At 68.0% G+C, this 26,205-nt stretch carries 25 protein-coding genes and 5 pseudogenes; 15 read left to right on the top strand and 15 right to left on the bottom strand.

Annotated elements, in window-relative coordinates; genetic code table 11:
* Window positions 1-14: 14 nt before the first annotated feature.
* Window positions 15-1,391: an AAA family ATPase gene (locus C7T91_RS05835; protein ID WP_108258354.1), complete on the bottom strand. Its 1,377-nt coding sequence runs from the start codon at window positions 1,389-1,391 to the stop codon at window positions 15-17.
* Window positions 1,392-2,126: 735 nt separating this feature from the next.
* Here C7T91_RS05835 and C7T91_RS05830 point away from each other — a divergent pair.
* The 7 genes and pseudogenes from C7T91_RS05830 to C7T91_RS31395 all read left to right on the top strand — a co-directional run.
* Window positions 2,127-3,149 (top strand): annotated as a pseudogene (locus tag C7T91_RS05830) (replication initiation protein); the annotation flags it as partial.
* Between the two features lie 720 nt (window positions 3,150-3,869).
* The gene (locus C7T91_RS05820; RefSeq protein WP_236637999.1) at window positions 3,870-4,607 is read left to right on the top strand and encodes an NAD(P)-dependent oxidoreductase; all 738 of its coding nucleotides are present in this window, start codon (window positions 3,870-3,872) and stop codon (window positions 4,605-4,607) included.
* Window positions 4,607-6,141: pseudogene (locus C7T91_RS05815) on the top strand (aldehyde dehydrogenase family protein). The gene C7T91_RS05820 and the pseudogene C7T91_RS05815 overlap by 1 nt, the downstream one beginning before the upstream one ends.
* A gap of 96 nt (window positions 6,142-6,237) precedes the next feature.
* Entirely contained in the window at window positions 6,238-7,053 is an 816-nt protein-coding gene (locus tag C7T91_RS05810) for a DUF3100 domain-containing protein (RefSeq protein ID WP_108258352.1), read from the top strand.
* 3 nt (window positions 7,054-7,056) lie between these two features.
* The gene (locus C7T91_RS05805; protein WP_108258351.1) at window positions 7,057-7,536 is read left to right on the top strand and encodes a hypothetical protein; all 480 of its coding nucleotides are present in this window, start codon (window positions 7,057-7,059) and stop codon (window positions 7,534-7,536) included.
* A 594-nt stretch (window positions 7,537-8,130) separates the two neighbouring features.
* Entirely contained in the window at window positions 8,131-9,723 is a 1,593-nt protein-coding gene (locus tag C7T91_RS05800; RefSeq protein ID WP_108258350.1) for an arylsulfatase, read from the top strand.
* Between the two features lie 719 nt (window positions 9,724-10,442).
* On the top strand, window positions 10,443-11,207 hold the full coding sequence (locus tag C7T91_RS31395) for a hypothetical protein (RefSeq protein WP_145962789.1): 765 nt from the start codon (window positions 10,443-10,445) through the stop codon (window positions 11,205-11,207).
* 551 nt (window positions 11,208-11,758) lie between these two features.
* Here the strand turns inward: C7T91_RS31395 and C7T91_RS05795 are convergent.
* The 4 genes from C7T91_RS05795 to C7T91_RS05780 all read right to left on the bottom strand — a co-directional run bounded on the left by C7T91_RS05795 (window position 11,759) and on the right by C7T91_RS05780 (window position 15,610).
* Window positions 11,759-13,357 carry a calcium-binding protein gene (locus C7T91_RS05795; RefSeq protein WP_269100191.1) on the bottom strand — a complete coding sequence of 533 codons (1,599 nt, stop codon included), beginning with the start codon at window positions 13,355-13,357 and terminating at the stop codon, window positions 11,759-11,761.
* A 104-nt stretch (window positions 13,358-13,461) separates the two neighbouring features.
* On the bottom strand, window positions 13,462-13,680 hold the full coding sequence (locus C7T91_RS05790; protein WP_108258348.1) for a hypothetical protein: 219 nt from the start codon (window positions 13,678-13,680) through the stop codon (window positions 13,462-13,464).
* Between the two features lie 243 nt (window positions 13,681-13,923).
* A complete protein-coding gene (locus C7T91_RS05785; protein WP_108258347.1) occupies window positions 13,924-14,115 on the bottom strand; it encodes a hypothetical protein in 192 nt (63 codons plus the stop codon).
* Window positions 14,116-14,305: 190 nt separating this feature from the next.
* Window positions 14,306-15,610: a D-amino acid dehydrogenase gene (locus C7T91_RS05780; protein WP_108258346.1), complete on the bottom strand. Its 1,305-nt coding sequence runs from the start codon at window positions 15,608-15,610 to the stop codon at window positions 14,306-14,308.
* Window positions 15,611-15,785: 175 nt separating this feature from the next.
* Here C7T91_RS05780 and C7T91_RS05775 point away from each other — a divergent pair, with 175 nt between their 5' ends.
* The gene (locus tag C7T91_RS05775; protein ID WP_201741969.1) at window positions 15,786-16,235 is read left to right on the top strand and encodes an Lrp/AsnC family transcriptional regulator; all 450 of its coding nucleotides are present in this window, start codon (window positions 15,786-15,788) and stop codon (window positions 16,233-16,235) included.
* Between the two features lie 5 nt (window positions 16,236-16,240).
* Here C7T91_RS05775 and C7T91_RS05770 read toward each other — a convergent pair whose 3' ends face one another.
* Window positions 16,241-16,474: a hypothetical protein gene (locus tag C7T91_RS05770; RefSeq protein WP_145962788.1), complete on the bottom strand. Its 234-nt coding sequence runs from the start codon at window positions 16,472-16,474 to the stop codon at window positions 16,241-16,243.
* Between the two features lie 56 nt (window positions 16,475-16,530).
* Here C7T91_RS05770 and cysK point away from each other — a divergent pair.
* A pseudogene (gene cysK, locus C7T91_RS05765) lies at window positions 16,531-17,562 on the top strand (cysteine synthase A); the annotation flags it as partial.
* Between the two features lie 102 nt (window positions 17,563-17,664).
* Window positions 17,665-18,018, top strand: a complete 354-nt coding sequence (locus tag C7T91_RS34830; RefSeq protein WP_330848819.1) for a glutaredoxin domain-containing protein — start codon at window positions 17,665-17,667, stop codon at window positions 18,016-18,018.
* On the opposite strand, the gene C7T91_RS32230 is transcribed toward C7T91_RS34830, so the two are convergent.
* Complete coding sequence (locus tag C7T91_RS32230; RefSeq protein WP_161555753.1) at window positions 17,970-18,473, bottom strand: hypothetical protein; 504 nt, start codon at window positions 18,471-18,473, stop codon at window positions 17,970-17,972. The two genes, C7T91_RS34830 and C7T91_RS32230, sit on opposite strands and share 49 nt — an antisense overlap.
* 166 nt (window positions 18,474-18,639) lie before the next feature.
* Between C7T91_RS32230 and C7T91_RS05755 the strand changes: the two genes are divergently transcribed.
* Window positions 18,640-19,806, top strand: a complete 1,167-nt coding sequence (locus C7T91_RS05755; RefSeq protein ID WP_201741968.1) for a cytochrome c3 family protein — start codon at window positions 18,640-18,642, stop codon at window positions 19,804-19,806.
* A gap of 82 nt (window positions 19,807-19,888) precedes the next feature.
* On the opposite strand, the gene C7T91_RS05750 is transcribed toward C7T91_RS05755, so the two are convergent.
* The 6 genes from C7T91_RS05750 to C7T91_RS05725 form a co-directional block, all read right to left on the bottom strand.
* Window positions 19,889-20,119, bottom strand: a complete 231-nt coding sequence (locus tag C7T91_RS05750) for a hypothetical protein (RefSeq protein ID WP_108258342.1) — start codon at window positions 20,117-20,119, stop codon at window positions 19,889-19,891.
* Between the two features lie 127 nt (window positions 20,120-20,246).
* The gene (locus C7T91_RS05745) at window positions 20,247-20,456 is read right to left on the bottom strand and encodes a DUF1289 domain-containing protein (RefSeq protein WP_108258341.1); all 210 of its coding nucleotides are present in this window, start codon (window positions 20,454-20,456) and stop codon (window positions 20,247-20,249) included.
* A complete protein-coding gene (gene ruvX / locus C7T91_RS05740; protein ID WP_108258340.1) occupies window positions 20,449-20,931 on the bottom strand; it encodes a Holliday junction resolvase RuvX in 483 nt (160 codons plus the stop codon). The genes C7T91_RS05745 and ruvX overlap by 8 nt, the downstream gene beginning before the upstream one ends.
* Window positions 20,928-21,167, bottom strand: a complete 240-nt coding sequence (locus C7T91_RS05735) for a hypothetical protein (protein ID WP_108258339.1) — start codon at window positions 21,165-21,167, stop codon at window positions 20,928-20,930. Before C7T91_RS05735 ends, ruvX begins: the two co-directional genes overlap by 4 nt.
* Window positions 21,168-21,263: 96 nt before the next feature.
* Entirely contained in the window at window positions 21,264-21,863 is a 600-nt protein-coding gene (locus C7T91_RS05730; protein WP_108258338.1) for a COG3650 family protein, read from the bottom strand.
* Window position 21,864: 1 nt separating this feature from the next.
* The gene (locus C7T91_RS05725) at window positions 21,865-22,683 is read right to left on the bottom strand and encodes an ABC transporter permease (protein ID WP_108258337.1); all 819 of its coding nucleotides are present in this window, start codon (window positions 22,681-22,683) and stop codon (window positions 21,865-21,867) included.
* Window positions 22,684-22,804: 121 nt separating this feature from the next.
* On the opposite strand from C7T91_RS05725, the gene cysQ reads away from it, so the two are divergent.
* The 4 genes and pseudogenes from cysQ (at window position 22,805) to C7T91_RS05705 (ending at window position 25,196) form a co-directional block, all read left to right on the top strand.
* On the top strand, window positions 22,805-23,599 hold the full coding sequence (gene cysQ / locus C7T91_RS05720) for a 3'(2'),5'-bisphosphate nucleotidase CysQ (protein ID WP_108258336.1): 795 nt from the start codon (window positions 22,805-22,807) through the stop codon (window positions 23,597-23,599).
* Window positions 23,600-24,010: pseudogene (locus C7T91_RS05715) on the top strand (cytidylyltransferase domain-containing protein); the annotation flags it as partial.
* Window positions 23,983-24,345 (top strand): annotated as a pseudogene (locus tag C7T91_RS34825) (GNAT family N-acetyltransferase); the annotation flags it as partial. The pseudogenes C7T91_RS05715 and C7T91_RS34825, both read left to right, overlap by 28 nt.
* Complete coding sequence (locus C7T91_RS05705; RefSeq protein ID WP_108258335.1) at window positions 24,327-25,196, top strand: carbon-nitrogen hydrolase family protein; 870 nt, start codon at window positions 24,327-24,329, stop codon at window positions 25,194-25,196. The pseudogene C7T91_RS34825 and the gene C7T91_RS05705, both read left to right, overlap by 19 nt.
* 77 nt (window positions 25,197-25,273) lie before the next feature.
* Here the strand turns inward: C7T91_RS05705 and C7T91_RS05700 are convergent, their stop codons facing one another.
* Together C7T91_RS05700 and C7T91_RS33300 are read right to left on the bottom strand one after the other, a co-directional pair.
* Entirely contained in the window at window positions 25,274-25,924 is a 651-nt protein-coding gene (locus tag C7T91_RS05700; RefSeq protein WP_201741966.1) for a hypothetical protein, read from the bottom strand.
* Between the two features lie 38 nt (window positions 25,925-25,962).
* Window positions 25,963-26,139 carry a hypothetical protein gene (locus tag C7T91_RS33300; protein WP_201741965.1) on the bottom strand — a complete coding sequence of 59 codons (177 nt, stop codon included), beginning with the start codon at window positions 26,137-26,139 and terminating at the stop codon, window positions 25,963-25,965.
* Window positions 26,140-26,205 lie beyond the last annotated feature (66 nt).

Here is a 26,205-nt window from a genome sequence, read left to right as displayed (position 1 = left end):
GTGCTAAGTCTCCGTCACTCGGCCGCGCGGGCCAGTTGCGCGTCTCGCCACCACGATCCGATCAGGATCTCCTTCAGCTCGGCATAGGTGCGGTCGAAGGCCTCGCGGCCGCGGACATAGGTCTCGCGGTTGAACTGGCGGTAATCGGCCTCGTAGATGCCGTTCACCTGCTCGCCGGCCTGGCCGACCAGGGCGGTGAAATCCTGGCGGTGGGCATTCATGAAATCGCCGAAATAGGCCTGGATCACGTTCGCAAGGTCGGCCTGCTGGCCGGTGTCGAAGCGGGTGATGATGGTGCGCACCACGTCCCATTCGAACTTCACCTCGTCGAGCCCGGCAGCGCGGCGCGCCGAGTTCTCGCCGTCCTCGATCGAGGCGAAGGTGGAATAGAGCATGTCGAAGAACCGCCCCGTGGAGTCGAATTCGAGGAAGCTCGCCCCGAGCGGCACCAGCAGGATGTCGGCGGCGGCCAGCGCATTGATCGTCAGGTAGCCGAGCGCCGGGGGGGTATCGAGCAGGATGATGTCGTATTTGTCGAGGATGCCGTCATCGGCGAGAAAATTGCCGAGCGCGTCCCAGAGCGGCCATTGCCGCAGCGCCATCCGCCAGACCGGGATCTGGAACTCGGCCCAGTAGAGGTTCAGCTGCGCGCCGATCAGGTCGATATTCGGCCAGTGGGTCGGCTGGATGACATCCTCTGGCTTGGTCTGCGCGGCAGCCGAGAGGGTCTCGTCGAGGGGCAGGGGGGCCTCGCCGCGGGCCTCGCGGACGGCGTTCTCCTGCGCGACCGAGCGGGCATAGTCGCGGGCGACGAGCGGGAAGACGGTCTTCCATTCATCGGGCACCTGGCCGCCCATGATCGAGGTCATCGAGCCCTGGCTGTCGAGGTCGATCACCAGCACCTTGTAGCCGTCGAGCGCCGCCGACATGGCCAGATGCGCCGCGGTCGAGGTCTTGCCGACGCCGCCCTTGAAATTCGCCACCGCGACGACCTTGGCAGGCAGTCCGGCGGGGCGGTAGGGCAGGTAGTCCTTGGTGCCGCCCTCGGCGAGATGGGCGCGCAGACGCAGCACCTCCTCGAGGGTGAACCATTTCGAGCCGCCGATGCCTTCGCCCTGCGGCAGGTCGGGATTGTTCTTCAGAACGCGGCGCAGATGGGCGGGAGCGACCGGGATCAGGTAGCGGGTGATCTCCCAGGTGGAGAACTTGCGCAGCCGCTTCTTGCCGTCTGGGGCGTAGCCGCGGCGGGCCAGGTCGTCGCGGCCGCGGGCGGCAAAGGCGGCGGCCTTGGCGAATCTTGACGTGTCGGTAGGATCGGGGAGCTTCGCCGCCGCGGCCTCGGGATCGAGGCCCAGATAGGGCGGGGGCGGAAGATCGGGCTTCTTGGCCATATGTCTCGTCTGCCTCGGGATGTGCGCTGTTTCTCGCGATTTGCGGTGAATATCGCACATGACGCCTCTCATGGGAATCTTTTCGCGCAGGGAAGCCCGTATCCGGGCACCTGCATGTTTCCGGTGCCTGTCCCGAAGGAGCTTTCGGGTCCTCGAAAGCGCCTGAACCAGGCAAGAGGCTGAGGTGACTCGGAAAAACCGGTGCGGTTTTGCATGCACGGCAGGGTTTCGCGGGGAAACTTCGGCATGGAAGGCAGGTTTCGCGGCGAAATGGCCCCCTGATCAGCTGAAAACAAGGCAGGACAAACTGTAGAATCTTTGACTCTGTATAAAGTCTTTGGCTCTGAGAAGTCGCGTGATTCCAAGGCAGAAGCTGGGTCCGGGTGTCCGCTTCCGGGACGAAGGGCGCCTGTTTGCGGGAGCAAGGGCACCCGGATGCGGGAGTATCGGAACCGATTCCCGGTGGCATGGGCATCCGGATGCGGGAGAGCCCGAAAACGCCCTTTCCGAGTCGCTTTCAGGCGGTTTCAGCGCCAAAGGTGTCCGTTTCCGGTGCCGAAAGCAGGACAAAAGGTGCCCGGATGCAGGGGGCGGATCCCCCGAAAGGTGCCCGGTTGCGGGAGCGGGCCGACGCGCGGCGCCCGTGTCCCGGGAACGGGTACCTGAGGAAGGGCTTGGTGCGGGTGCCTGACTGGGATAATCTGCCCGCTCGAGCGGAAGACTCGCAGGCAACGGATGGCACGGGCAGAGATGGCGCCGGACAGGACAAGGCTGACCGGATCCCTCAGACGGGATTCGGTGAAGAAGAACGTGGCGGCGATCCACGTGTCGGGCAAGCTGACGCTGTTGCAGCGCAAGCTGTCGAACGTGCTGCTGCTGAATGCCTATGACACGCTGACCACGGCGCAGACCCATCGGATCGACGCCAAGACGCTGTGCCTGATGATCGGCTACAACTCGAACGACATGGACACGCTGAAGGCCTCGCTGCGCGGGCTGGCGGAGACGGTCGCGGAATGGGACATGCTGGCCGAGGATGGCGAGCATGAATGGGGGGTCTCGGCGCTCTTGAGCTATGCCAAGCTGAAGGGCGGGGTCTGCGAATACGCCTATTCCCCGGCGCTGGCGGCGAAGCTGCACGACCCGAAGGTCTTCGCGCTGATCAACCTCAACATCCAGAAGCGCTTCACTTCCGGCCATGCGCTGGCGCTCTACGAAAACTGCTACCGCTTCGTGCGGACCGGCTCGACCGGCTGGTGGCCGCTCGACCTGTTCCGCCGCCTGATGGGGGTCGAGGGCAGCGCCTATTACGAGGTCTACAAGCAGCTCAACGCCAAGATCATCAAGCCGGCCGTGGCAGAGGTGAACCGGACCTCGAACATCCTGGTGACGCCCGAGGTGAGGAAGCAGGGCCGCGCGGTCACCGATATCCGCTTCCTGATCAAGGAGAACCCGCAGCTCGCCATGCTCGACATCGATGACGGCGAGGGGCTGCGCCAGGGCGGGGTCTACCAGCGGCTGCGGGACTTGGGCGTGCAGGACCGGCTGGCGCGGCAATGGATCGCCGAGCATGGCGAGGATTACGTCGCCGAGCGGCTGGATTTCGTCGCGGGGCAGGGCGGGGTGAAGAGCCCGCTGCGCTATCTCTCTGCGGCGATCAAGGGCGGCTATGGCGGCAGGGCGGCGGCAGAGGAGCCCCCCGCGGAGGATCTGCGCGCGGCGGCGGAGCGGGCGCTGGAGGACGAGGCGCGCGCAAGATGAATCCCCTCGATTTGCGCAACAAGGCCCTGCCGGGACATCCCTTGCGAAGAGGCGGAGGTGATGCGGAAGGCTTCCCCGCCGCCCAAGTCCTCCGGACCGGTGGCGTGATCCGGCCGCCTTCGCTCAGCGGACGGCGAAACAGTGACGCGAATCTGGAGTTGGGTGCCGCCCAAGCGTCGGCGCACGCCATCTGTTTCATGTGCCGAATGTCGCTGCCGGTTGGGGATTCGGTGGGCGTGGCGAAGCAAAGCGCCCCATTTTGGCGGGGGCGGCGATCGGCCGTGGGTGGTGACCGGCAGCTCCATTTCGGATGTTCGGCGGCCTGCCCCTGCGATTCGGCGGCGGCATGATGGGTCGTTGGCGCGGACATGCTCGGGAACGAGGTCCGCATGGGCGCGCAAAAAGTAGTCGGCGCCCGCGATCGGGGCGGCGGCGGCATGGTGCAGCATACGTCGCCCGATTCGGCCAAGCCGCGGTCGGGGGGGGGCAGGCCATGGCGAACGCGCCTTTCCCGCAGCGGCGTTGGCCAGCCGGAAGATCGGAGGGGGAGTTCGCCATGATGCCGCCATTGGTCCGAGCCCATGGCGGACGGCCGCGGTGCGGCCGCGAAAGTCCTCGGAAGGTTTGCGCCGCCGCGGATGATCGGCAGGTAGCCGATCTCGTCGGCGATGAGCCGCGGCGCCCGGGCATGGAACCGGATTTTTCCGGGCAGGCGGCTTGGCCGCTCGGCCCGGGACAGCGCCTCGATCAGCTCGGCGAGCGTGGCGCGGCAGGCCGTGGGCCCGGCCGGCACGGGGCGCGGGCCTGCTGGGCGCGGAAGCCGGGTCCAGGGTCATCATCGACACCTCCACATCCGAGGCCGAAGTCAGCCGTAAGCTCGCCGCAGCGCTCGCCGAGGCGGGCCATGGCTTCCTCGACGCGCCGGTCAGCGGCGGGCCGTCGGGCGCGGCATCGGGCCAGCTTTCGGTGATGCTGGGCGGCGACGAGAAATGGGTCGCCGCGGCGATGCCCGCCCTCGAGGCGATGGCGTCGAAGATCCTGCATGTCGGCCCCAGCGGCGCGGGCAATGTCGCCAAGCTGGTGAACAACATGCTGGTTGCCAGCCACATGGTCACGACGCTCGAGGCGCTGCGGCTCGCCGAGGCCGCCGGTGTCGGCGCCGAGGACGCGCTGCGGGTGATCAACTCTGCGACCGGGCGCAGCGCCATCTCGGAAATCCACTACCCCAACTGGGTGCTGCCGCGCAGCTTCGACAGCGGTTTCAGCACCGGACTGATGCGCAAGGACGTGCGGCTCGCCCGCGAGCTGGCGCAAAGCGTCGGCTGCGCCATGCCGGTGGCCGACCTCGTGGCAGATCTCTGGGCCGAGGAGAACTCGGGGCTCAAGGACGGCGACGATTTCATGCATATGGGCGATCCCGCAGTGGACCGCCTGAGCCAGAAGGAAAAGATGTGATGGCCAAGGACATCATCGATACCGCGGCCCGCGTGGCCGAGCTGCTGAAGGACCTCACGGGCTCCTCCGAGGTGCAATCCTGGGTCGGCGGCGAACTGGTGCCGGGCACCGGGCACGAACTGGAGCTGACGGATCCGGCGACGGGCGAGGTGTTTGCCCGCTACAGGGACGCGGGTGCCGAGGTCGTTGGACAGGCCGCCGAGGCCGCGACCCGCGCGCAGAAGGAATGGTTCGCCAAAACCGCCTCCGAGCGCGGCCGCATCATGTTCGAGATCGGCCGCGAGCTGCGTGCCAATGCCGCTGCGCTGTCGGAGCTGGAGGCGCTCTCCTCGGGCCGTCCGATCGGGACACCACCGGCGAGCCCGCGCGCATGGCCGAGATGTTCGAGTATTATGCCGGCTGGTGCGACAAGATCACCGGTGACGTGATCCCGGTGCCCTCGACCCATCTCAACTACACCCGGCATGAGCCGCTCGGCGTGGTCAGCCAGATCACCCCCTGGAACGCGCCGCTCTTCACCTGCTGCTGGCAGGTCGCCCCGGCGATCTGTGCGGGCAACGGTGTGATGATCAAACCCTCCGAGCTGACGCCGCTGTCGTCGATCGTGGTCGGCATCCTCTGCGAGAAGGCGGGCGCGCCGACGGGCCTCGTCAACGTCATCGCGGGCGATGGTCCGGGCTCCGGCCAGGCGATGATCGAGACCCCGGCGACGGCGCTGGTGGTCTTCGTCGGCTCTGCCGAGGCGGGGGCCAAGATCGCGGGCGCAGCGGCCAGGCGGCTGGTGCCCTCGGTGCTGGAACTGGGCGGCAAATCGGCCAACATCGTCTTCGGCGATGCCGACCTGGACCGCGCCGTCACCGGCGCACAGGCCGCGATCTTCGCGTCCTGCGGCCAGAGCTGCGTGGCGGGCTCGCGCCTGCTGGTGCACCGCTCGGTGCATGCGCAAATGGTCGAGAAGCTGAGCTTCGCGGCTGGCAACATCCCCGTCGGCGCACCGATGGACCCGGCGACGCAGATCGGGCCGGTGAACAACCTGCGGCAATGGTCGAAGATCGACGAGATGGTGCGCGAGGCGGTCAGCCAGGGCGCCGAAATCACCAGCGGCGGCGCGAAGCCCGCGGCACTGGCGGCAAGCGGCGGATTCTTCTTCGCGCCGACCGTGGTCGACCAGGTGACGCCGCAGATGACCATCGCCAACGAGGAAGTCTTCGGCCCCGTGGTTTCGGTGCTGCCCTTCGACACCGAGGAAGAGGCCATCGCGCTGGCCAATGCCACGCCCTACGGGCTGGCGGGCGCGGTCTGGACGCAGGACGTCGGCCGGGCGCACCGCATGGCGGCACAGGTCCGGGCGGGCACCTTCTGGGTGAACAGCTACAAGACGATCAACGTCATGTCGCCCTTCGGCGGCTTCGGGCGCTCGGGCTACGGCCGCTCGTCCGGCCGCGAGGCACTGGCCGCCTACACCCAGACCAAGTCGGTCTGGGTCGAGACCGCCGCCAACCCCGCGCAGGGCTTCGGCTACGCGCCGGGCTGATCGGCGGACTGCCGCCTTCAACTTCCGCCGCGAACCGGGCTGCCGCCCGGTCCCGGCCAATGCGCCCCCAAGGGGCGACAACAGAGAGGTCCCCTCATGCCAACAAAAGACATCCTTCTCGACTGGCGGCTGCATGGCAGCGTGCTGGCCATCACCGTGATTGCCGAGCTTGTCGGGGTCATCGCCGTGCCCATCGGCATCGGCTCGATCCTGCTGTTGCCGCTGCTCTATGCCTTCGTCATGGGGTTGCTGATCAACCCCAATGTCATCGCCGGCGCCCGCGCCCTGATCCGCGACCGCGAGGTGCATGCCGCCTCTCCGCTGATCGTCATCGCGATCATGCCCTTCATCGCGAAGTTCGGCACGATCATCGGCCCGTCCATGGACAAGATCATCGACGCCGGCCCCGCGCTCATCCTGCAGGAGCTGGGCAACCTCGGCACCATCGTGCTGGCCTTCCCGGTCGCCGTGCTGGTGCTGCGCATGGGCCGCGAGTCCATCGGTGCCTGTTTCTCGGTGGCGCGCGAGCCCAATATCGCGATCATCGCCGACAAGTATGGCCTGAAGAGCCAGGAAGGCGCGGGCGTCATGGGCGTATACGTGATCGGCACGCTCTTCGGCACCTTCATCTTCGCGATCCTCGCCTCGATCCTTGCAACCACCGGGGCCTTCTCGATCGAGGCGCTGGCCATGGCCTGCGGCATCGGTTCGGGCAGCATGATGGCGGCCTGCTCGGGGGCGCTGGTGCATGCGGTGCCGGATATGGAGGAGCAGATCCTCGCGCTCGCCGGCGCGTCGAATGTGCTGACCTATGCCACCGGTCTCTACCTCTGCGTCTTCGTGGCGCTGCCCCTGACCGAGAAACTCTACGACCTGCTGGGCCGCAAAGAGCCCTCGAAAGCCGGAGCCTGAGCCATGAGCGACATCCGTACTGACGACATCGATCTGACCGAAGACCCCAGGCTGGGCCTCGGCGCCCATGCCGCGGCGCTGGCGGTGGTCTGCGTGATCGCGCTGGTGGGCAACACCGTGGCGACCGAGAACACCGTGCCGCAGGGGCTGGCGGGGCTGATCATCCTCTGGGTGATGTGCATGGCCGGCATGCTGCTGACCAGGTTCGCGCCGTTCAAGCTGCCCTCGGTGGCCTGGATTTCCGCCGTCGGCATCGTCGCCACCATGCCCTGGACCCCGGGCAGCGCCTGGATCCTCGACAAGGTCAGCCACGTGAATTTCCTGACGCTGGCGACGCCCTGCCTCGCCTATGCCGGCATCGCGATCGCCAAGCGCGAGCTCGAGATCGCCAAGGCCTCGGGCTGGAAGATCGCCGTGGTCGCCGTGTTGGTGATGACCGGCACCTACGTGGGCTCGGCCCTCGTGGCGCAGGCGTTCCTCTGATCACGTCCTGATCCCCGCCCCGGGCCGTGCTGAACGGCCCGGGGTAGCTGTACTCCGTCGGGCTGCGTATGGCTGGCCATCCTTTCCTGCCAGTCGCGACGGCGCACTGGTCGGATTGTCTGGTGAGGCTGGCTGCTTCAAGCGGACTCGCAGCGCTGCGGCGGGGCACGAGTAGCAAACCGCAAAAGCCGCCAGTCAGCCGCCTGGCCTCTGTTCCAGGGTCCGGCCCTTCAAAGGCACATGTCGCCGCGCTGCTACCGCAGCAGCGCCTGCCAGGGCCGGCCCGCAGCTTTTTCCGTTCGCTGACGGGTGGAGCGCGCACGCAACGTATTGCCGCGCTCACTGCCATCTCTTGAATCATCGGGGTCATCGGGGGAAGCCGTCCAGGAGGTTCCGGGCGGCTTGCCCGCGGAACGGCTGCGCCCGGCGCTGGACGGCCGGCGATGCTGTTGCTCCTGGCTCCGGGCGCATGCCGACGCTCCCCGGGGGACGCGGAGCAATGGCGCCGCGTGACATTCTGGACGAAACGTCATCTCCGCATGTTATCAATTCATTGCGACAGAACGTTACTCTCCAGATTCGAGGAGGTGCAGCATGCACCAGCGCATTCTTCCGCTCGCTTCGGCCCTGGCCGTCCTGGCCATGCCGCTCGCCGCGCAGGAGACGGGCAACGCCTTCGACCTGACCGTGCAGGGCGAACCCTATCTCGAGCCCTACATTCCCCGTCCCGCGCAGGAGGCCGAAGCGGCGGAGAAGCTCGCTGCGCTGGCGGAACGGACCGGCGGCAAGCCGAACATCCTGCTGCTGCTCGTCGATGACATGGGCTGGGGCGATCCCGGCTCCTACGGCGGCGGCATCGCTGTCGGTGCGCCGACGCCGGAAATGGACCTGCTGGCGCGGGAGGGGCTCCGGCTGACCTCCACCTACGCCCAGCCGACCTGCACCCCGACGCGTGCCGCGATCCTCACCGGGCGCATCCCGACCCGCAGCGGCCTGACGCGCCCCACGCTTTCGGGCGAGAACCCGACCACCAATCCCTGGGAGATCGAGGCGACGCTTCCGGGGCTCCTCTCCGATGCGGGCTACCGCACGGCACTCGCCGGCAAGTGGCATCTCGGCGAAGCCGAGGGCTCGCGCCCGCACGAGGCCGGGTTCGACGAGTTCTACGGAATCCTGTCGGTGATCAGCGACATGTCGCAACAGCTCGACGCGCGGCTCTATCCCGACATGGTGCTGCGTCCGGACCGGCTGGCCGCGCTCCGGGAGCTCTCCGAGGCGGCGATCACCAGGGGCCTGAAGGGCCAGCCGCTGGAAGTCGCCGAAGAGATCACCTCGATCGGCCAGCTCGCGCAGATCGACCAGAAATTCGCCGACTTCTCCGAGGATTTCATCCGCCGCGCCGCTGCGGACGACGTCCCGTTCTTCCTCGAACATGCCTTCGCCCGCGTCCACAACGACAGCTACCCGGCCGAGGGCTATGCCGGCAGGAGCCCCGCGGGATTTCCCTACAAGGACGCCATCCTCGAGGTCGACGACATCATCGCGCGCCTGATCGGGGTGCTCGAGGAAACCGGGGAACTGGAGAACACCTTCGTCTTCCTGACCTCCGACAACGGCGCCAACGAGGACCTCTACCCCGACAACGGCTTCCAGCCGTGGCGCGGCGGCAAGGGGACGACCTGGGAAGGCGGCGTTCGGGTTCCGGGCATCGCCTACTGGCCGGGCATGATCGCGCCCGGCCGCGAGAGCGACGGCCTGTTCGACCTGACCGATTTCTTCAACACCTCGCTGGCTCTGGCCGGGGTGACGGACAGCATTCCCGCGGAGCGGTTCATCGACGGCATCGACCAGTCGTCCTTCCTTCTGGCAGACGAGGGCGAGTCCCGGCGCGACGCGGTCTTCATGTATTCCGAGAACACCCTGATGGCGATCCGCTGGATGGAGTACAAGGTCCACTTCAAGGTGATGCTGCAGCATGCGGCACGGCGCAATCTCGACGAGACGACCGTGACGGATGTCGGCATGAGTCCCTGGGTCTACAACCTCTATACCGACCCGAAGGAGCAGGCGAGTTCGGGGCATTCCCGGTTCGAATGGGGGCTGCCGCAGGCGCTCCGGAGGGTGCAGCGGCACCTCGCGACCTTCGCCGAGTACCCCAGCACGGATATCGGGCTCGGCAAGCCATGATCGCGGCCAGGGACCAGCCGCCCGGCCGGAAGCGGTGCCGGGCCTTGCCGCCGCCGGAAACGGGGAGGGCTCCGAACCGCCTTGCGACAGCGAGAATACCCAGCCATGGCGCCGACAGGTTTCCGCACTCACCATAGCGGCATACGGGGCGCAAACGGCCGATCACCCCCGGCGTCCCGTACGCCCCATGCCAGCCCTTTGCGGCCGGTTGCGACGGCGTCGGGCACGAGAGACCGGCTGTGGTCGGCTAGGGGAAGCGGACTTGCGGCGCCGCGGCGGAGCCCAGGCGGCGAACCGCCAAAGCGGCCGGTCGTAGCGATGAGCGGGTTACTTACGCTGCCGCGGCCGGGCCTTCCCAAGTCCCGCCGATCATCTTCATCTGCCGTACTGGCGAAGAGCGCAGTTTCCGGCCGCCAACGAACAGGCTCTGCCAAACCGAGAGTCGCGCGATCGCTCCCCACTGCAGTTGTTCAAACTCCAGCATCGCCGCGCTGCGGCTTCCCTGGAGCAGCCGCTCGCCCCCCTCCGCAGCATTCTCAGTCCGGCGGCCGACAGGGGTGCGGAGATAACTGCCGTCTGGCGTTACTTCGGTTGCCATAAAGTGAGCCGAACGCAGCTGGGATTGATTTGGATCCAAAAAGGCCGCAGTCTCCTTTTTACCTGATTGGAGAATATTGTTGATGCAGCCTCGGTTTTTCGGGTCTGACGCTCAAAGGCGCATGCAAAAGTCTGCCAATGACCTCTTCCCGCTGTTGGTGGATAATCCTGCATTCGGTACCGAAGGTCGCATGTGGTCTATCGATGGGCCTGACCTTGCCGAAGTAGATAAGGTGACCGCGTTGGCATCGCTCCAGGGGGCTACGGCCAATCACTATGTGCCAAAGTCGCAGGAAGCGAAGTTTGCCGGAGAATATGCGGAGCGGGGGTTCTCAAATGATCGATGGGATCAGTTCATGGGTGGACAGCAGTGTCTTTCCATCTGTTCGAAATACCTCGCAGAGTTCGAGTTGCCGGACCAGTATCGCCTTCATTTGATTGGCCCAGAAACTCCGGCGCGCATACTCGATGCGCTTGAAGAAACTGCGGTGGCCAGCGGGGTGCTTCCGCCCATGTCTCCAGTCTTGTTCGGGCAGAGGCGCAAAGCAGTGTATTTCTGCCTTGAAGCCCCCGATGGCGGCGTCGCGGCTTGCGCCGGTGCCTGCCTGCGCAATCACCCGGACAGCCGCTTCGGCAAGACTTCATGGTGGGGCATGCTTGCTACTCGCGAACAGGACCGCGGCCAAAACCTATCATTGTTTCTCGGTGCGCTCGCAGCCTGCAAGATCCACGAAGCTTTTGGCGTGGAGGAGTTTTATACCGGCGTGCGGTCTGACAATTACGTGTCGCGGCACATCTGCCAGAAACTGGGAGTATGTGACAGCGAGTACGCATGTCTCGCCATTCTCGATCCGGCTGCATTTGGAGAGGGCGGGTATACCAAGTAGTCAACGCCCTAGCAGGTGACTTATCGGACTTCACAACACAGCTGTTGCTCCTTAGGAGCTCTCACCAGCCATGCGGTGGCGCGGACCCCGGACTTCGCACCGGTAATTCAATGCGCGTCACCACACCCGGCTTCGGGGCGCAACCTGCCGGTCGCCCCCGGCACCCCCAGCGCCTCAAGCCAGCCCTTTTCTGCCGGTCGTTTCAGCGCCGCGCTCGAAGGGCCCGGTGCGACCGGCCAGGCGAAGCGGACTTGCGGCGGCGCGGCGGAGCCCAGGCGGTGAACCTGTTAAAGCGGCCGGTGACGGACAAGCCCTGCCATCATGAGGGTCGCACCGTCAGCCCCCGCTCCGGTCGTTCATGCTCCGGCGCCGCCGCGCTGCGGCTTTCCCCGAAGCAGCTGCCCGGCCCGTCGCGCGGTATTCTGCGGCCGTCGGCGCGTGAAGCAGAAGGGCAGGATCGGGATGACTGCCGCTGCGGCGCCGGACCGGACAAGAGCGCGAGCTGGCCGGACACCGGCCAGCTCCCTGTCGCGCGCTTTCGGCGATGCGCATCAGCCGAAGAGGAAATGCACCGCCTCGAGCTCGAAATCGAGGCCCTGCAGCGTGATGGAGCCGTTGCCCAGATCGATCCGGGCCGCCCCGTCCTCGAGGTAGGCGATCCCGAGGTCGCCGAAGCTGTCCAGGTCGCCGTAGGACGACAGGTCGATGCGGTCGATGCCCTCCATGTCGGTCACCACGTCATCGCCGCCGCCGCCGAAGACGAAGGTGTCGGAGCCGGTCCCGCCGGTCAGCACGTCGTCCCCGGCGCCGCCCTCGATCCGGTCCAGGCCGTCGCCGCCGATGATGACATCGGCGCCGTCACCGCCGGACAGCTCGTCGTTGCCTCCCTGGCCGTCGATGGTGTCGTCGCCGTCGCCTGCGAGGATCACGTTCACGCCACCGCTGCCGGTGATGCCATCCGCGAAGGCCGATCCGACGGCGTCCTCGATGTCGCGGAACGTGTCTCCCTCGGCCTGGCCGCCGGAGCCGGCAGCGGCGCTGTCGTTCAGCGTGAAGGTCACGCCCGCATGGGAGGCAGAGTAGTCGACCCTGTCGGTGCCCGCCCCGCCGGCCATGGCATTCGCGCCGCCGTCGCCCAGGAACAGGTCGTCGCCGCGCCCGCCATCGAGGGTGTTCGTGCCCGCGTCGTCGGAGAGGACGTCGTTGCCGTCGCCGCCGGAGAGGACGTCGTCGCCGGCCCCGCCATCGAGCGTGTCGTTGCCGGCATCGCCGGAGACGCGGTCGTTGCCTGCGCCGCCCTGCACGACATCATCGCCGTTCTGGCCGCTCACGGTATCGTCGCCATCGCCGCCGTCGACAATGTCATTGCCGTCCTGGCCTTCGATCACGTCGTTGCCGCCATTGCCCTCGACGGTGTCGTCGCCGGCGCCGGCGTAGATCTCGTCGCGGATCCCGGTGCCCTTGAAGGTCTCGGCATCGGCATCGCCGAAGAAGCGGAACTCGTCGCCCGGGTCGTCGAAGCCCCGGATCTCGACCGCCTCCGCCGAGAAATCGATCAGGGTTTCCGTGCCTGTCCGGACATCGACGAAGACCGAGTTCGCCGCGTTCAGGGAGGCGATCGACGTCAGCACGGGAAACTGGTCGGCATTGAAGCGGATGCCGCCGTTCCGGCCGGTGTTGAGCCCGACCTCAATGTTCTCGATCGACACCACGGTTTCGTCGCGCAGGTCATTCCCGGTGTTTCCGGCAAGACGGAGGGTGTCGCTGCCCGTGCCGCCGTCGAAGAGCCGGCCGCCGCCATAGCCATGGACGATCAGGTCGTCGCCGCCCTCGCCGAAGACGCTGTCTGCGCCGCCGCGGCCGTTGAGCGTGTCGTTGCCATCGCCGGCATGGAACGTGTTGGCGCCGTCGGAGCCCCAGAACTCGTCGCCGAAGGCCGTGCCGATGGCGTTTTCGGTGCGGAAGATGAGGTCGCCCTCGGCATCGCCGCCGCTGCCTGTTCCCGCGTCGCTGTCCCCCCGGTTCAGGAAGACCACCACGCCTTCGGACGAGGCCGAGTAGTCCACGGTGTCGTTCAGCCAGCCGCCGCCGTCGATCACGTCGGCTCCGGCACTGCCGAGGAGGAGGTCGTTGCCGTCGCCGCCGCGCAGCTTGAGCTTGCCCCCGGATCGCGGACTGGGCCGATATGGTTCGGTGCGGCCCTGCCCGGCGCGTGGCGGCAGCCCGGCGCCTGAGCGCCGGGCCCGTCACGCCGTCAGAACAAGTCGCTCCAGCCGTCGCCGCCGGTGTCGTAGCCCGGATCGAAGCAGTCATCGGGATCGGGCGCGCGGTCATCGGTGCCCCGGTCCCGCGGCGGACCTATGTCGAGCTGGGCAAGGGTGCGCTGGACGATCTCGGCGACGGCATCGTCGTCCTCGATCGCCTGGAGCACGGCGGTCTTGATCTGGAAGCCCGGGCGCAATTCCTCGGTCATGCGAATTCCTCCTCTTCGATGTCCTGCAGGGGGCTGCAGGGCAGAGGATACCCTCATAGGTGAATCGTGTCGATTGAATGCTGCCGCAAAGGGAGAGCGGATTTACGGCCGTGCGGGCCGTTTTCCTGACGATGGAAGGCGCGCGAAGCGGCGCCCCGGGCGGCCTTGCGCGGACTGGACCGGCGGCATGCGCGCAGCCGCGGCCCCGCCGTTTCCGGGCAGGGGCCGCGGTGCAAAGGATGGTCAGGCGGTCAGGCCTGCCTTGCCGTGCATCTTGGCGCGGCTGCGCGCCAGATCGAATTGCAGGACGTCCGCAGGTGCCTTGCGGGGCAGGTCCTTCGGCTTGCGGGACATGAGTCCGGCAATCAGGACCAGGGCGATGACCGGCGAGATGATCAGGAAGCCAATTCCGAGCCCGATGATGAAGTTCAGCATGTTTTTCTCCTCCCTCACGGAAACGCTATCACGGATCGGCTGTCGCACAATGACGCAGGCAGAAGGTCGCACTACGACTTTGGTCGTAGGCGCGCTGCAGCATTCCGTCGGAGGGAGAAAACACGGCAGGGGCCGGAGCGGCCCCTGCGGAAAGGTTGCGGTTCCGTGGCGCCCGGTTCCGGGCGCGGGCTCAGGCCAGGCTTTCCTGTTGCGGCAGGGCCGGAGCCCGGCGGGTGCGGCGGCGCTGGTAGCGCTCCAGCCCCAGATCGGTGGCGTCGATATCCGGGCGGCGGCCCGAGACCATGTCGGCCAGCACGCGGCTCGAGCCGCAGGACATGGTCCAGCCCAGGGTGCCATGGCCGGTGTTGAGCCAAAGGTTCGAGAATTTCGTGCGGCCGATCACCGGGGTGCCGTCTGGCGTCATCGGGCGCAGCCCGCTCCACAGGTCGGCCTTGGCCAGATCCGCCGCGCCGCCGAACAGCGACTCGAGCGAATGGACCAGCGTCTCGCGGCGGCGCGCCGAGAGCGACAGGTCGAAGCCCGCGATCTCCGCCATGCCGCCGACGCGGATGCGGTCGCCGAGCCGGGTGATCGCGACCTTGTAGGTCTCGTCCATCACGGTCGATTCCGGCGCGCGTGCGGCATCCTTGACCGGCGCGGTGATCGAATAGCCCTTCACCGGGCGCACCGGCAGGGCGATGCCCAAGGGCTTCAGCAGCGCGGTCGAATAGCTGCCGAGCGCGGTGACGACGGCATCGGCGGCGATCAGCCCGGCCTCGGTGCGGATGCCGGTGACGCGGTCGCCCGCAGTCTCCAGCCCGGAGATGCCGGTGCCGAAGCGGAACTCGACGCCCAGCCGCTCGCATTCCTTCGCCAGCGCGTTGGTGAAGAGGAAGCAGTCGCCGGTCTCGTCGCCCGGCAGGCGCAGCCCGCCGACGATCTTGCCGCGCGACGCGGCCAGCCCCGGCTCGGCGGCGATGCAGCCCTCGGTGTCGAGCACCTCGAAGGGCACGCCGTCGGCCTTGAGCACCGCGACATCCTTTGCCATCGCTTCGACCTGTGCCTGCTTGCGGAACAGCTGCAGCGTGCCCTGCTGGCGGCCGTCATAGGGCAGGTCCAGCTCGGCGCGCAGCTCCTTGAGGCAGTCGCGGCTGTACTCGGCGACGCGGACCATGCGCGACTTGTTCACCGCATAGGCGGCGGAGGTGCAGTTGGCCAGCAGGTCGCCCAGCCAGCGCAGGGTGGCGAGGTCGTTCTTCGCGTGCAGAATCAGCGGGGCGTGATGCATCATCAGCCATTTCATCGCCTTGAGCGGGATGCCCGGCGCGGCCCAGGGCGCGGAATAGCCCGGCGAGACCTGGCCCGCATTGGCGAAGCTGGTCTCGAGCGCCGGACCGTCCTGGCGGTCGATGACCGTGACCTGGTGGCCCGCGCGGGCCAGGTAATAGGCAGAGGTCACGCCGATCACGCCGGCACCGAGAATTGCGACTTTCATTGCATCACCCGCTGAAGCCCGGCGCACCGGGGAGGTCCCGCCGCCCCGCGGGCGGCACAAGAGGACTCTATGACGGATGATTTGGCAGAAGACGCCTTTCTTCGACGGATCGTTTCAATTACCGTGCCGTGGCCGCAGATCGTGCGGCTTTTACGCAAGGTTCCGCATGTCGGGAATGGACCAGATCGACCGCAAGATCCTCAGGCTGCTGAGGCAGAATGCGCGGATCAGCAATGTCGAGCTGGCCGAGGCGGTCGGACTCTCGGCTTCGGCCTGCCTGCGCCGGGTGCGGCTGCTGGAGGAGCAGGGGATCATCCTCGGCTATACCATCGTCACCGGCACGGTGACCGGCGAGCCGTCGATCGCGGTGATCATCAACATCACGCTGGAGCGCCAGACCGAGGAGGTCTTCGACCGGTTCGAGGCGGCGGTGCGGCGGCATCCCGAGATCCAGGAATGCTACCTGATGACCGGCGGCGCGGATTACCTGCTGCGCGTGCAGGCCGAGAGCGCCGCCGATTTCGAACGCATCCACAAGGAGGTGCTGTCGCGCCTGCCGGGGGTGCTGCGGATCCATTCGAGCTTCTCGATCCGCAACGTGATGGCCCCCCGCAAGACCCGCTGACCGGCTCAGCCGAGCTCGGCGCGGCGCGGCAGGAACACGGTCAGCACGCCCAGCACCGGCAGCACCGAGCAGAGGCCGAAGACCAGCCGGATGCCGGCGGCGTCGGCCAGCACCCCGAGCGCCGCCGTGCCGCCCGCGCCGCCTGGATCGCCGCCTACACCGCTGTCGCCGCGACCATGCAGGCCGGGGCCGGAACCGCCGCGCGCCGGAGCGCCTGAACGACGCTTTTCCCGCAGCATCGCGCCGATGCCGCGGCCCGCTTTCCGAACGCCAATCATCCAAGGAAACCACCCCAATGACCCACGCCAACATTCTCTCCACCGTCGGCAACACGCCGGTCGTCCGCGTCAACCATCTGGTGCCCGAGGGGGTCGAACTCTACGTGAAGCTCGAAGCCTTCAACCCGATGGGCTCGGTGAAGGACCGGCTCGCCCTCGGCATCATCGAGGCGGCCGAGCGCGACGGCTCGCTGAAGCCCGGCCAGACCGTGATCGAGGCGACCTCCGGCAATACCGGCATCGGCCTCGCCATGGTCTGCGCCGCCAAGGGCTATCCGCTGGTGGTGACGATGGCGGAAAGCTTCTCGGTCGAGCGCCGCAAGCTGATGCGCTTCCTCGGGGCGAAGGTCGTGCTGACCCCGGCCTCGGAGAAGGGCTCGGGCATGCTCGCCAAGGCGCAGGAGCTCGCAGAGACCCATGGCTGGTTCCTGGCGCGGCAGTTCGACAACGAGGCCGGGCCCGACATCCACAGCGAGACCACCGCCGAGGAGATCCTCGCGGCCTTCGGCGGCACCGGCCCGGATGTCTGGGTCTCGGGCTTCGGCACCGGGGGCACGATGAAGGGCGTCGCACGCAGGCTGCGGGAGAAGAGCCCGGGCACCCGGATCGTCGCCGCCGAGCCCGACAACTCGCCGCTGCTCGGCTCCGGGATCGCCCAGGCGGTCCATCCGGACGGCTCGCCCGCCGCCAGCCACCCGGCCTTCCGGCCGCATCTGATGCAGGGCTGGACCCCGGATTTCATCCCGAAACTGGTGCAGGACGTGATCGATGCCGGCTATATCGACGAGATCTGCCCGGTGCCCGGCGCCGATGCGCTGAAGGGCGCGCGGGAACTGGCGCGGGTCGAGGGCATCCTCTGCGGCATCTCCTCGGGGGCAACCTTCGCCGCCGCGCTTGAGGTGGCGCGGCGTTCGCCGCCGGGCACGAAGATCCTCGCCATGCTGCCCGATACCGGCGAGCGCTATCTCTCGACGCCGCTCTTCGCCGATATCGGCGAGGCGATGAACGAGGAGGAGACCGCGATCGCCGCCTCGACGCCGCGCTTCCGCTTCGATGCGGGGCCTGCGGCGGCGCCTGCAGCGGCGGCCGCGCCTGCCGATCCAGCGACGCTGGCCGAGATTGGCCGGATCATCTCGGACCCGGACCAGCCGGTGGTGCTCTTCGCGCTGGAATGGTGCGAGTTCTGCTGGTCGGTGCGCAAGCTCTTCAAGGCGGCGGGCATCCCGTTCCGCTCGGTCGATCTGGACGGGCCGGACTACCGCCAGGACAACCGCGGCAGTCAGATGCGCAAGGCGCTGGCCGAAATGACCGGGGCGGCGACCATCCCGCAGGTCTATGTCGGCGGCACCCATGTCGGCGGCGCGACCGAGACCTTCGACGCCTTCAATGACGGGCGGCTGAAGGCCATGCTCGACGCCGCCGGCCTGCAGATGGACGGCAGCGGGATCGGCAATGCCTATGCCTTCCTGCCCGCCTGGCTGCATCCGCGCCGCCCGGCCGCGTGAGGAGACAGGGACATGCCCGCTGACACCTCTTCCCGCCGCTGGGCGATCGCGGCCGCCGCCGCGGCCATGCTCGCCATCGCCATGGGACAGCTCGTCAACGGGCTGTCCGCCTTCTTCGAACCGCTGGAGCGTGCCGAGGGCTGGAGCCGCGGCGGCATCGCCTTCATCAACACCGCGGGGATGGCCGGGCTGGCGCTCGGCGGCATCGCGATGGGGATGCTGGCCGACCGCGTCCCCACCCGCACCGTGATCCGCCCCGCCATCGGCGCGGTGAGCACCACGCCCGCCGGTTTGCGCAGCCGCAGCAGCGGCGCACCCTGGGCCAGCACAGCGCCCTCGGCGGCCAGCGGCTCGACCCGCAGATCCTCGGACAGCGAGGCCAGGAAAGAGGCCTCTTCGGTCAGAACCGTTTCCGGTTCGGCATCCCCGGGAACGCCCGGCGGCGCGACAGTCAAACCCTTTGGCCAAAACCCCGGCACAGACATCCCCCGGCCACGCGGCAAAATTCAAACTTCGGCTTTTCCGACGTTAAATCCGTATCTTAGATACATCTTGAAACGACTCCGGACCGATGCGAGCATGTTAACACTTCCCAACCGAGAGGGATCAAGCGATATTGCCATGACGGTCCGGACCTTTTTTCTCCCGCTTTTTGCCGCCGCCCTCACCGGGTTTTTTGTTTCCGCATCCGCAACGGCGCAGGAGACGGAGGCCGCCCCCGGGACCGGCATCTCCACCTTCGTCATGCCGCGCAGCGGGCCCTATTCGCCCGACCGGATCGCCATTCCGAATGCGCGCGCCATCGCCGCCTGGATCCGCTCGGGCCATTCCGATGCCAGCTCCGAGGCCTTCGTCCACTGGGACGAGGAGGGCGCGATCCCGCCGAATTGCGCGGTCTGCCATTCCGGCGCGGGCTTCCGCAGCTATCATGGACTCGACAGTTCGGAGCCCGGCCTGCCGGAAAACCCGGTGCCGGTCGGCGGCGTGGTCGATTGCGCCACCTGCCACGATCCCGGCATGGGGCAGATCACCGAGGTCGCGCTGCCCTCGGGGGTGATGCATCCGGTGACCTCCTCGGCCGAGGCGGCCTGCGTGACCTGCCACCAGGCACGGACCTCGGGCGCCAGCGTGACCCGGGCCGTGGGCGATCTGCCCGAGGACGAGGCCGACCCCGAGCTGAGCTTCGTCAATCCGCATTACGCGGGCGCGGCGGCCTCGAATTTCGGCAGCTACGGCAAGCTCGGCTACCAGTATGACGGCAAGGAGTATACCGGCCGCTTCCTGCACGCCAAGCCGGTCGCCGACTGCCTGAGCTGCCATGACCCGCACAGCCTCGAGGTCACCGAAGATACCTGCCTGATCTGCCACCAGACCGGCGACGACAAGGCGATCCGCATCTCGCGCCAGAGCCATGACGGCAGCGGCGACACCTCGAAGGGCATCTATGAGGACATCAAGGCGAACTCCGCCGTGCTGATGGCTGCCATCGAACGCTATGCCGCCGAGGTGGCGGGCGTCCCGGTGGTCTATGACGGCGCGCATTACCCGTATTTCTTCGCCGATGCCAATGGCGACGGGCTGGCCGACCAGCAGGACGGGCGCGCCGTGCGCTACGATGCCTGGACGCCCCGGCTGCTGAAGGCGGCCTATAACTGGAAGGCGGTGAACGCGGATCACGGCATCCATGTCCACAACCCGCATTACGCGCTGGAGCTGCTCTACGATTCGACCGAAGATCTCTATGCGGCGACGGGCGGCGATTTCGCCGCGCTCGGCCTCGCCCGCTGATCAGCCCCGCCCGCTGACAGGGGCTGCAATCCAGGATCAGGGACCGGGGCCGTGCCTCCGGTCCGTTGCGTTTCAGGACGGCCTACAGGATGTCGCGCTTCAGCGCCGTTACGGCAGCCTCTGCCTTTGCCGCGGCGTCTTCCAGCCCGCGGGCCAGCTCTTCTGCCATCGGATCATCGTCGGCGCGGCGGCGCAGGATGCGCGAACTCGACACGCTGACTGCCGAGAGGTTGGAAATCGCATGGAGCGCATCCGCGGCGGCCTCGGAGGCCGCGGCGGCATCGCCCGAAAGCTCCGCCGTCAGCGCCAGCACGGCGGTGACCTGCTCTCCGGAGCGCTCCAGCGGGAACAGGCCGACATCGCAGAGCCTGCCGCCGGAACTCGCCGTGAACTCGGCCGGATCGCCGCTGAAGGCCTGCTCCAGCGCCGCGCAGGCGCGGTCATGGTCCGCGCCGGTCCAGGCGGCGCCGCCGCTGCGGCACCCGTCCGGCGCGCGACGGCAGCTCGGCCATCACCGCCTCGCGCTCGGCATCGCTGAAGAACTTCCATCGCGAGATTTCTTCGACGCTGCGCAGGCAGCCGATGCAGAGCCGTGCCTCGTGATGCACGGTGCAGACGCCGGTGCAGGGGGATTTCACCTTGTCAGCCATCGAAGCCTCCTTTCAGGTGGCGCAGCCGGTCGAGCGCGCCCTGCAGGATGAACCCGGCCGCGACATGGTCGATCACCTCGGCGCGGCGCCGCCGCGATGTATCCGCTTCGAGCAGCGCGCGCTCGGCGGCCACGGTCGACAGCCGTTCGTCCCAGAATCCCATCGGCACGTCGGTCAGCTGCGCGAGGTTGCGGGCGAAGGCGCGGGTCGACTGGGCGCGCGGGCCCTCGCTGCCGTCCATGTTGCGCGGCAGGCCGAGCACGATCCCCTTGACGTCGCGCGCCCGGATGATCTTCAGGAGCGCTTCGGCATCCAGCGTGAATTTCTTGCGCTTGACGGTCTCGATCGGGGTCGCGACGCCGCGCATCGTGTCGGAGACGGCGACGCCGATCGTCTTGGTGCCGAGGTCGAGCCCCGCCACGGCGCCGAAGGTCGGCAGGGCAGCGGCGAATTCGGCGATGTCGTCGGTGATCATTGGTCCAGACCTGCTTGTTGCGCGGCGGCGTCCACCTTGGCCAGCCCCTCGGGATCGGCGGCAAAGACGGTGCGGGCCTCTCCGTATATGTCCTGCGCGCGCTCGGTCTCGCCCAGCACGCCGAGCGCCCCGATCAGCCGCGCCCATTCCTCGGGGCTGCCGCCCTGGTCGGCCAGCCGTCCGGCCAGCCCCTCGACCATGCCGCGGATCATCGCCTGGCGGTCGCCGTCGGTCATGTCCTGCGCTGCGGCGACATCGCCCGAGTGTGTCCGGGGAAAGGGGAAATGCGGTCGTCAGTTGATTTGCGCAACAGCGCCCCTTTGCGGGCGGGCTCAGTTGCCGGTCAGCGTGCAGCAGCCGAGGCGCAGATGCACCGCCCCGGCGGTTTCGGCCAGCGACAGCGTGGCCGAGAACCCGTAGGGCCGGTCGCTCATCCCGTCGGAGCAGGCCTCGTTGCGCACGACGAGGTGGCCGCGCATCCCGTCGCCGACGAAGGTCCAGAGCCGGGCGCGCCCCGAATAGGCCAGCGCGTCGTCCCGGCCGGTGACCTGCAGCGGCTCTTCGGGGTGCTCGGGGCGTTCGTATTCGGCGAAGAAGGCGGAGGCCAGGTTGAGCCCCCAGAACGGTTCCGTCCCGTGGCAGCGCAGCGGCAGCCCGTCAGCCGTCCCCTCGACGCGGGCGAGCTTGCCCGTAGGCAGCCAGGCGGCGCCTTCGCCGCGGCCGGTCTGCGCCCAGGCGCCGTCTTCGGAAAAGCCGAGGATTTCCAGTCGCTTTCCGGCACCGGCACTGCCGGTTTCCGGCGACGCCGCATCGGGTGCGGCATGCAGCGCGGCATCCTCGGTCACGTCGTAGCGGGCAGGCAGCGGCCCGGTCTCGGCAGCGGCAAGGCCCGGCGCGAGGACCAGAGCGAGCGCGATGGATGTCTTGATCATGTCAGGTTCCGGCAGACCAGCTGAGGGAGGCGTTCCTGCGGGCAACATACTCTGCCATGAGGCCCAAGACCATCAGCACGAGGCTGACTGCGACGGGATAGGCCGCCGAGCTGTAATGCGGGTTGTAGTTGATGAAGGTGAAGCCGCGCGCCTGGTCGATCGTGTGGAAGAGCGGGTTCCAGTCGAACCAGACCAGGATATGGCCCGGCATGGTGTTGGCGAGGAACATCTTGCCCGAGGCGATCACGTTGGCGCGGCTGTAGACCTGGTGGACCAGCTTGACGGCGAAGGGCGCCCAGGGCCGCAGCCCGGCGAAGACCAGCCCGACGCAGGTGCCGGAAAACCACGACAGCAGCAGCATCGCCACCGCGCCCAGCGGGTCTTCGATGGTGACCGGGCCCCAGGCCAGATGGTAGACTCCGAGCACCAGCGACAGCGACAGGATCTGGATGTAGAGCGAGGCCAGCGTGCTGCCGAGGATGGCGACCATGGTGGTCATCGGCGCGTGGAGCATCATCGGCGAGGTCGGCCCGTCGGCGGACATCACCGCCCCCATCGCCGAGTTGAACGTCATGTAGAGGAAGATGCCCGACAGCAGGAACAGCAGGAAATCGCCGCGGATCTGCGCGCCGCGGATGCCGATCACGGTGAACATGACGTAGAACACCGCGACCAGCATCAGCGTCTGCATCACCGCCAGGAACAGCGCGATGACCGCATTGCCATGGCTCTTGCGGACCTTGCGGACGGTCACGGCGAAGATCACCGACAGCAGCTGGCCGAGGCTGCGGGACAGGCTTGCGGCGCGGTGCGGCTGCATCGTGGTTTCTCCTTTAGCGCGACCTGTCGTCCCGCGCGCGCGCAAGCGCTTGCCGTGCCGCGGAACGCGGCGCTAGGGTCGCTTCGACATGTGACCCTGTGCAGTGTGGAAAGTGCCCCGGATGGATTACGAAAAGCTTGAAACCGTCATGCGCCGTCTCGCCCTCGAGGCCGGCGACATCATCATGGGCATCTACGGCGAGGATGATTTCGCCGTCGAGGCGAAGGATGACGAAAGCCCGGTGACCAAGGCCGACAAGGCTGCGGATGCGCATATCTCGGCAGGCCTGCGCGCGGCCTTCCCGGACGTGCTGCTGGTGACCGAGGAACAGGCCTCGACCCATACCGAGACGGCGGGCAACTTCCTGATCGTCGATCCGCTCGACGGCACCAAGGAATTCATCAAGCGCCGCGGCGACTTCACCGTCAACATCGCCTATGTCGAGGCCGGTGTGCCGGTCCGCGGCGTGGTCTATGCCCCGGCCAAGGAGCGGCTGTTCTACACCAAGGCGGACGGCCAGTCGGTCGAGGAAACCGGCGGCAGCCTGGACGCGGCCGGCGAGACCGTGCCGATGGGCGTGTCGACCCCGGATGTGGCTGCGCTGCGCGTCGTTGCCTCGAAATCGCACCGCGACCAGGCCACCGACGACTATATCGGAAAATACAGCGTCGATGACATGAAGAGCGCGGGCTCCTCGCTGAAATTCTGCCTGGTCGCGACCGGCGAGGCGGACCTCTATCCGCGCCTCGGCCGCACCATGGAATGGGACACCGCGGCCGGCCATGCGGTGCTGGCGGGAGCGGGCGGCAAGGTCGTGCGCTTTGACGACCACACGCCGCTGGGATATGGCAAGGAAGACTACGCAAACCCGTTCTTCATCGCGTACGCGCCGGGGATCGAACTTCAGCAGGCTTGAATGAGCTCCATCATCATCATCCCGGCGCGCTACGCGTCGACCCGCTATCCCGGAAAGCCCCTCGTCGAGCTGCGCGGCCCGGACGGAGAGCCGAAGAGCCTGATCCGCCGGTCCTGGGACGCGGCCATGGCCGTCACCGGCGTGGACCGCGTCGTCGTCGCCACCGATGACGACCGTATCCGGGAGCACGCGGAAGGCTTCGGCGCCGAGGTGGTGATGACCTCCGAGAGCTGCCGCAACGGGACCGAGCGCTGCGCGGAAGCGCTCGCCACCCTCGGCGGCGGCCATGACATCGTGGTCAACCTGCAGGGCGATGCGCCGCTGACCCCGGCCTGGTTCGTCGAGGACCTGATCGCCGGGCTCCGGGCGATGCCCGCCGCCGAAGTGGCGACGCCGGTGCTGCGCTGCGACGCTGGCCCGAGGGCGCGCCGGCGGTCGACGACATCTTCTACTGTGCCGAATCCGTGCTGCTGCCGGAGTATCGCGGCCGGGGGCTGGGCCACCGCTTCTTCGACTACCGCGAGGCGCAGGCGCGGGCGGCGGGCTTTGCCTGGTCCTGCTTCGCGGGCGTGATCCGCCCGGCGGACCACCCGATGAGGCCGGCGGAGTACCGCCCGCTCGACCCGTTCTGGCGCAAGCGCGGCTATGCCCCGCTCGACGGCGCCATCGAACGGTTCAGCTGGACCGATCTCGGCGAGACCGGGGAAACTGTGAAGGACCTGCAGGTATGGCTGAAAAAGCTGTGATCCGGCTCGCGGCCGCGGCCTATCCGGTCGAGGCGCTGAAAAGCACCGCGGCGCTGCATGAAAAGCTGGACGCGTGGGTGCGCGAGGCCGTGGAAAAGGGCGCGGAGATCGCGGTCTTTCCCGAATATGCCGGGATGGAGCCCGCGATGGTCGGCAGCCCCGAACACGCCGACTGGCTGGAGGCCGCGGCCGACGCGGTGACCGGCTACCGCGACCATCTCGCCAAGCTTGCCCGCGCGCATGGCATCGCCATCGTGACCGGCTCGGCGCCCGAGCGGGTCGGCGGCGAGCTGCGCAACCGGGCCTGGTTCTGCCTGCCCGACGGCCGCATGGAGCCGGTCGACAAGCGCAAGCTGACGCCCTGGGAGCGCAGCAACACGGCGATGGTGCCCGGCGACAGCCTGGCCGCCTTCGACACGCCCTGGGGCCGGATCGGCATCGTCATCTGCTATGACAGCGAATTCCCGCGCCTGGTGCGCGCGCTCGACTGCGACGTGCTGCTGATTCCCTCCTGCACGGATGCGCCTTCGGGGCAGGGGCGGCTGCGAATCGCCGCCCAGGCCCGCGCGCTCGAAGGCCAGTGCGTCACCGTCCATGCGACGCTGCTGGGCCGGACCTATTGCCCGCTGATCGACGTCAATACCGGGCAGGCGGGCATCTACACCCCGCCGGACCGCGGTCTTCCGGCCGATGGCGTGCTGGCGATCGGCGCGATGGACAAGCCCGGCTGGGTCATCGCCGACGCGCCCCTGCAGCTGTTGAAGGACCGGCGCACGGATGGCGAGGCGAATCTGCGCAATGACTGGGACGAGGGTGCCTATGAGGTTGCCTCCGCGCCGGTGAGCCTCTAGCAGGCTTCTGAAATAGTCGGGCTGCCGGAATGGTTTTCCGTCTTGCTGGTCGCGGTGGCGCGATCCACCCGCCATTCCTAGCCTTCCGGCGCGCCGGTGCCGCCCGTCTGCAGCAGGGTCGCATCGCCCATCGCGACGGTGACGGCATTGCCGTCCGACCCGCCGCTGCCCGACCCGCCGACCCCGACATTCGCATTCAGGCTGAAGCCGCTGCCGATCTGCTTGCTGTTGACGCTGCCCGCGCCGCCATTGCCGCCGCCGCCGCCGATCGACTGCGCGATGATCGCGTTTGCATAGTCATCTGCGGTGGTGACCGATGCCGTATCCGCCAGCGTCACGTCGACCGTGCCGCCCGCGCCGCCGCCCGCGCCGGACCCGCCGACCGAAACGCCGATATCTGCGCTGACCGTGTTCTCGTCCCCGGCGGTCGCGGACATGGTGGAGGCCGAGCCGCCGTTGCCGCCGCCGCCGCCGACCGACTGCGCGATGATCCCGTGGGAGGAGACGCCCCTGGTCGAGACCGCCGTGCTGCCGTCGAGCGTCAGCGTGACTGCCTCTGCGTCATGCGAGGAGCCGCCGCTGCCGCCGACGGCGGTCGTGACGTTCATTTCCAACGACACGTCTTCGCCGGTCGGAACGGCCACGGTGAATGCATCGGCCACCGAGGACCCGCCGGACCCGCCGCCGCCGCTGACCGACTGGGCAAGGATGCCGAAAGCGTCGGTCACATCGCCGCCGGCCTGGCCGGTCCGGATGGTGCTGTCGCTCAGGGCGATATCGACCGCGCCGCCGGCGCCGCCGCTGGCGCCGCCCCGAGCCCGGCGAAGGCCGCCGGGGCGGGGGCGGCCGGTTCCGGAGCGACTGCATCGGCGGCCTGCTGGGCGGAGGCGGCGAAAGCGGCGAGGATGAGCACGGCGGCGCCGCCGAAAGCCCTGAGCGTCATGGGTCACGGATCTCCCTGTTCCTGTTGACAGAGGGCAGCATTTTGCGGCCTCCTCCGCAAGATGCA

It is taken from the genome of Mangrovicoccus ximenensis (assembly GCF_003056725.1).
Taxonomy (GTDB): domain Bacteria; phylum Pseudomonadota; class Alphaproteobacteria; order Rhodobacterales; family Rhodobacteraceae; genus Mangrovicoccus; species Mangrovicoccus ximenensis.
Note: the sequence above shows the minus strand (reverse complement) of the source record. Positions and strands in the feature narration are given on the sequence as shown.

Bases quoted from the DNA above. Each gene is read 5' to 3' on its own strand.
- C7T91_RS05785 (WP_108258347.1), bottom strand. From the start codon at position 14,115: ATGCTGAACTTCATCATCGGGCTCGGAATTGGCTTCCTGATCATCTCG.
- C7T91_RS05705 (WP_108258335.1), top strand. From the start codon at position 24,327: ATGGCTGAAAAAGCTGTGATCCGGCTCGCGGCCGCGGCCTATCCGGTC.
- C7T91_RS05730 (WP_108258338.1), bottom strand. From the start codon at position 21,863: ATGATCAAGACATCCATCGCGCTCGCTCTGGTCCTCGCGCCGGGCCTT.
- C7T91_RS33300 (WP_201741965.1), bottom strand. From the start codon at position 26,139: ATGACGCTCAGGGCTTTCGGCGGCGCCGCCGTGCTCATCCTCGCCGCT.
- ruvX (WP_108258340.1), bottom strand. From the start codon at position 20,931: ATGATCACCGACGACATCGCCGAATTCGCCGCTGCCCTGCCGACCTTC.
- C7T91_RS05835 (WP_108258354.1), bottom strand. From the start codon at position 1,391: ATGGCCAAGAAGCCCGATCTTCCGCCCCCGCCCTATCTGGGCCTCGAT.
- C7T91_RS05775 (WP_201741969.1), top strand. From the start codon at position 15,786: ATGGACCAGATCGACCGCAAGATCCTCAGGCTGCTGAGGCAGAATGCG.
- C7T91_RS31395 (WP_145962789.1), top strand. From the start codon at position 10,443: ATGCAAAAGTCTGCCAATGACCTCTTCCCGCTGTTGGTGGATAATCCT.
- C7T91_RS05780 (WP_108258346.1), bottom strand. From the start codon at position 15,610: ATGAAAGTCGCAATTCTCGGTGCCGGCGTGATCGGCGTGACCTCTGCC.
- cysQ (WP_108258336.1), top strand. From the start codon at position 22,805: ATGGATTACGAAAAGCTTGAAACCGTCATGCGCCGTCTCGCCCTCGAG.
- C7T91_RS05755 (WP_201741968.1), top strand. From the start codon at position 18,640: ATGACGGTCCGGACCTTTTTTCTCCCGCTTTTTGCCGCCGCCCTCACC.
- C7T91_RS05805 (WP_108258351.1), top strand. From the start codon at position 7,057: ATGAGCGACATCCGTACTGACGACATCGATCTGACCGAAGACCCCAGG.
- C7T91_RS05770 (WP_145962788.1), bottom strand. From the start codon at position 16,474: ATGCTGCGGGAAAAGCGTCGTTCAGGCGCTCCGGCGCGCGGCGGTTCC.
- C7T91_RS05810 (WP_108258352.1), top strand. From the start codon at position 6,238: ATGCCAACAAAAGACATCCTTCTCGACTGGCGGCTGCATGGCAGCGTG.
- C7T91_RS05725 (WP_108258337.1), bottom strand. From the start codon at position 22,683: ATGCAGCCGCACCGCGCCGCAAGCCTGTCCCGCAGCCTCGGCCAGCTG.
- C7T91_RS05735 (WP_108258339.1), bottom strand. From the start codon at position 21,167: ATGACCGACGGCGACCGCCAGGCGATGATCCGCGGCATGGTCGAGGGG.
- C7T91_RS05790 (WP_108258348.1), bottom strand. From the start codon at position 13,680: ATGACCGAGGAATTGCGCCCGGGCTTCCAGATCAAGACCGCCGTGCTC.
- C7T91_RS05745 (WP_108258341.1), bottom strand. From the start codon at position 20,456: ATGGCTGACAAGGTGAAATCCCCCTGCACCGGCGTCTGCACCGTGCAT.
- C7T91_RS05800 (WP_108258350.1), top strand. From the start codon at position 8,131: ATGCACCAGCGCATTCTTCCGCTCGCTTCGGCCCTGGCCGTCCTGGCC.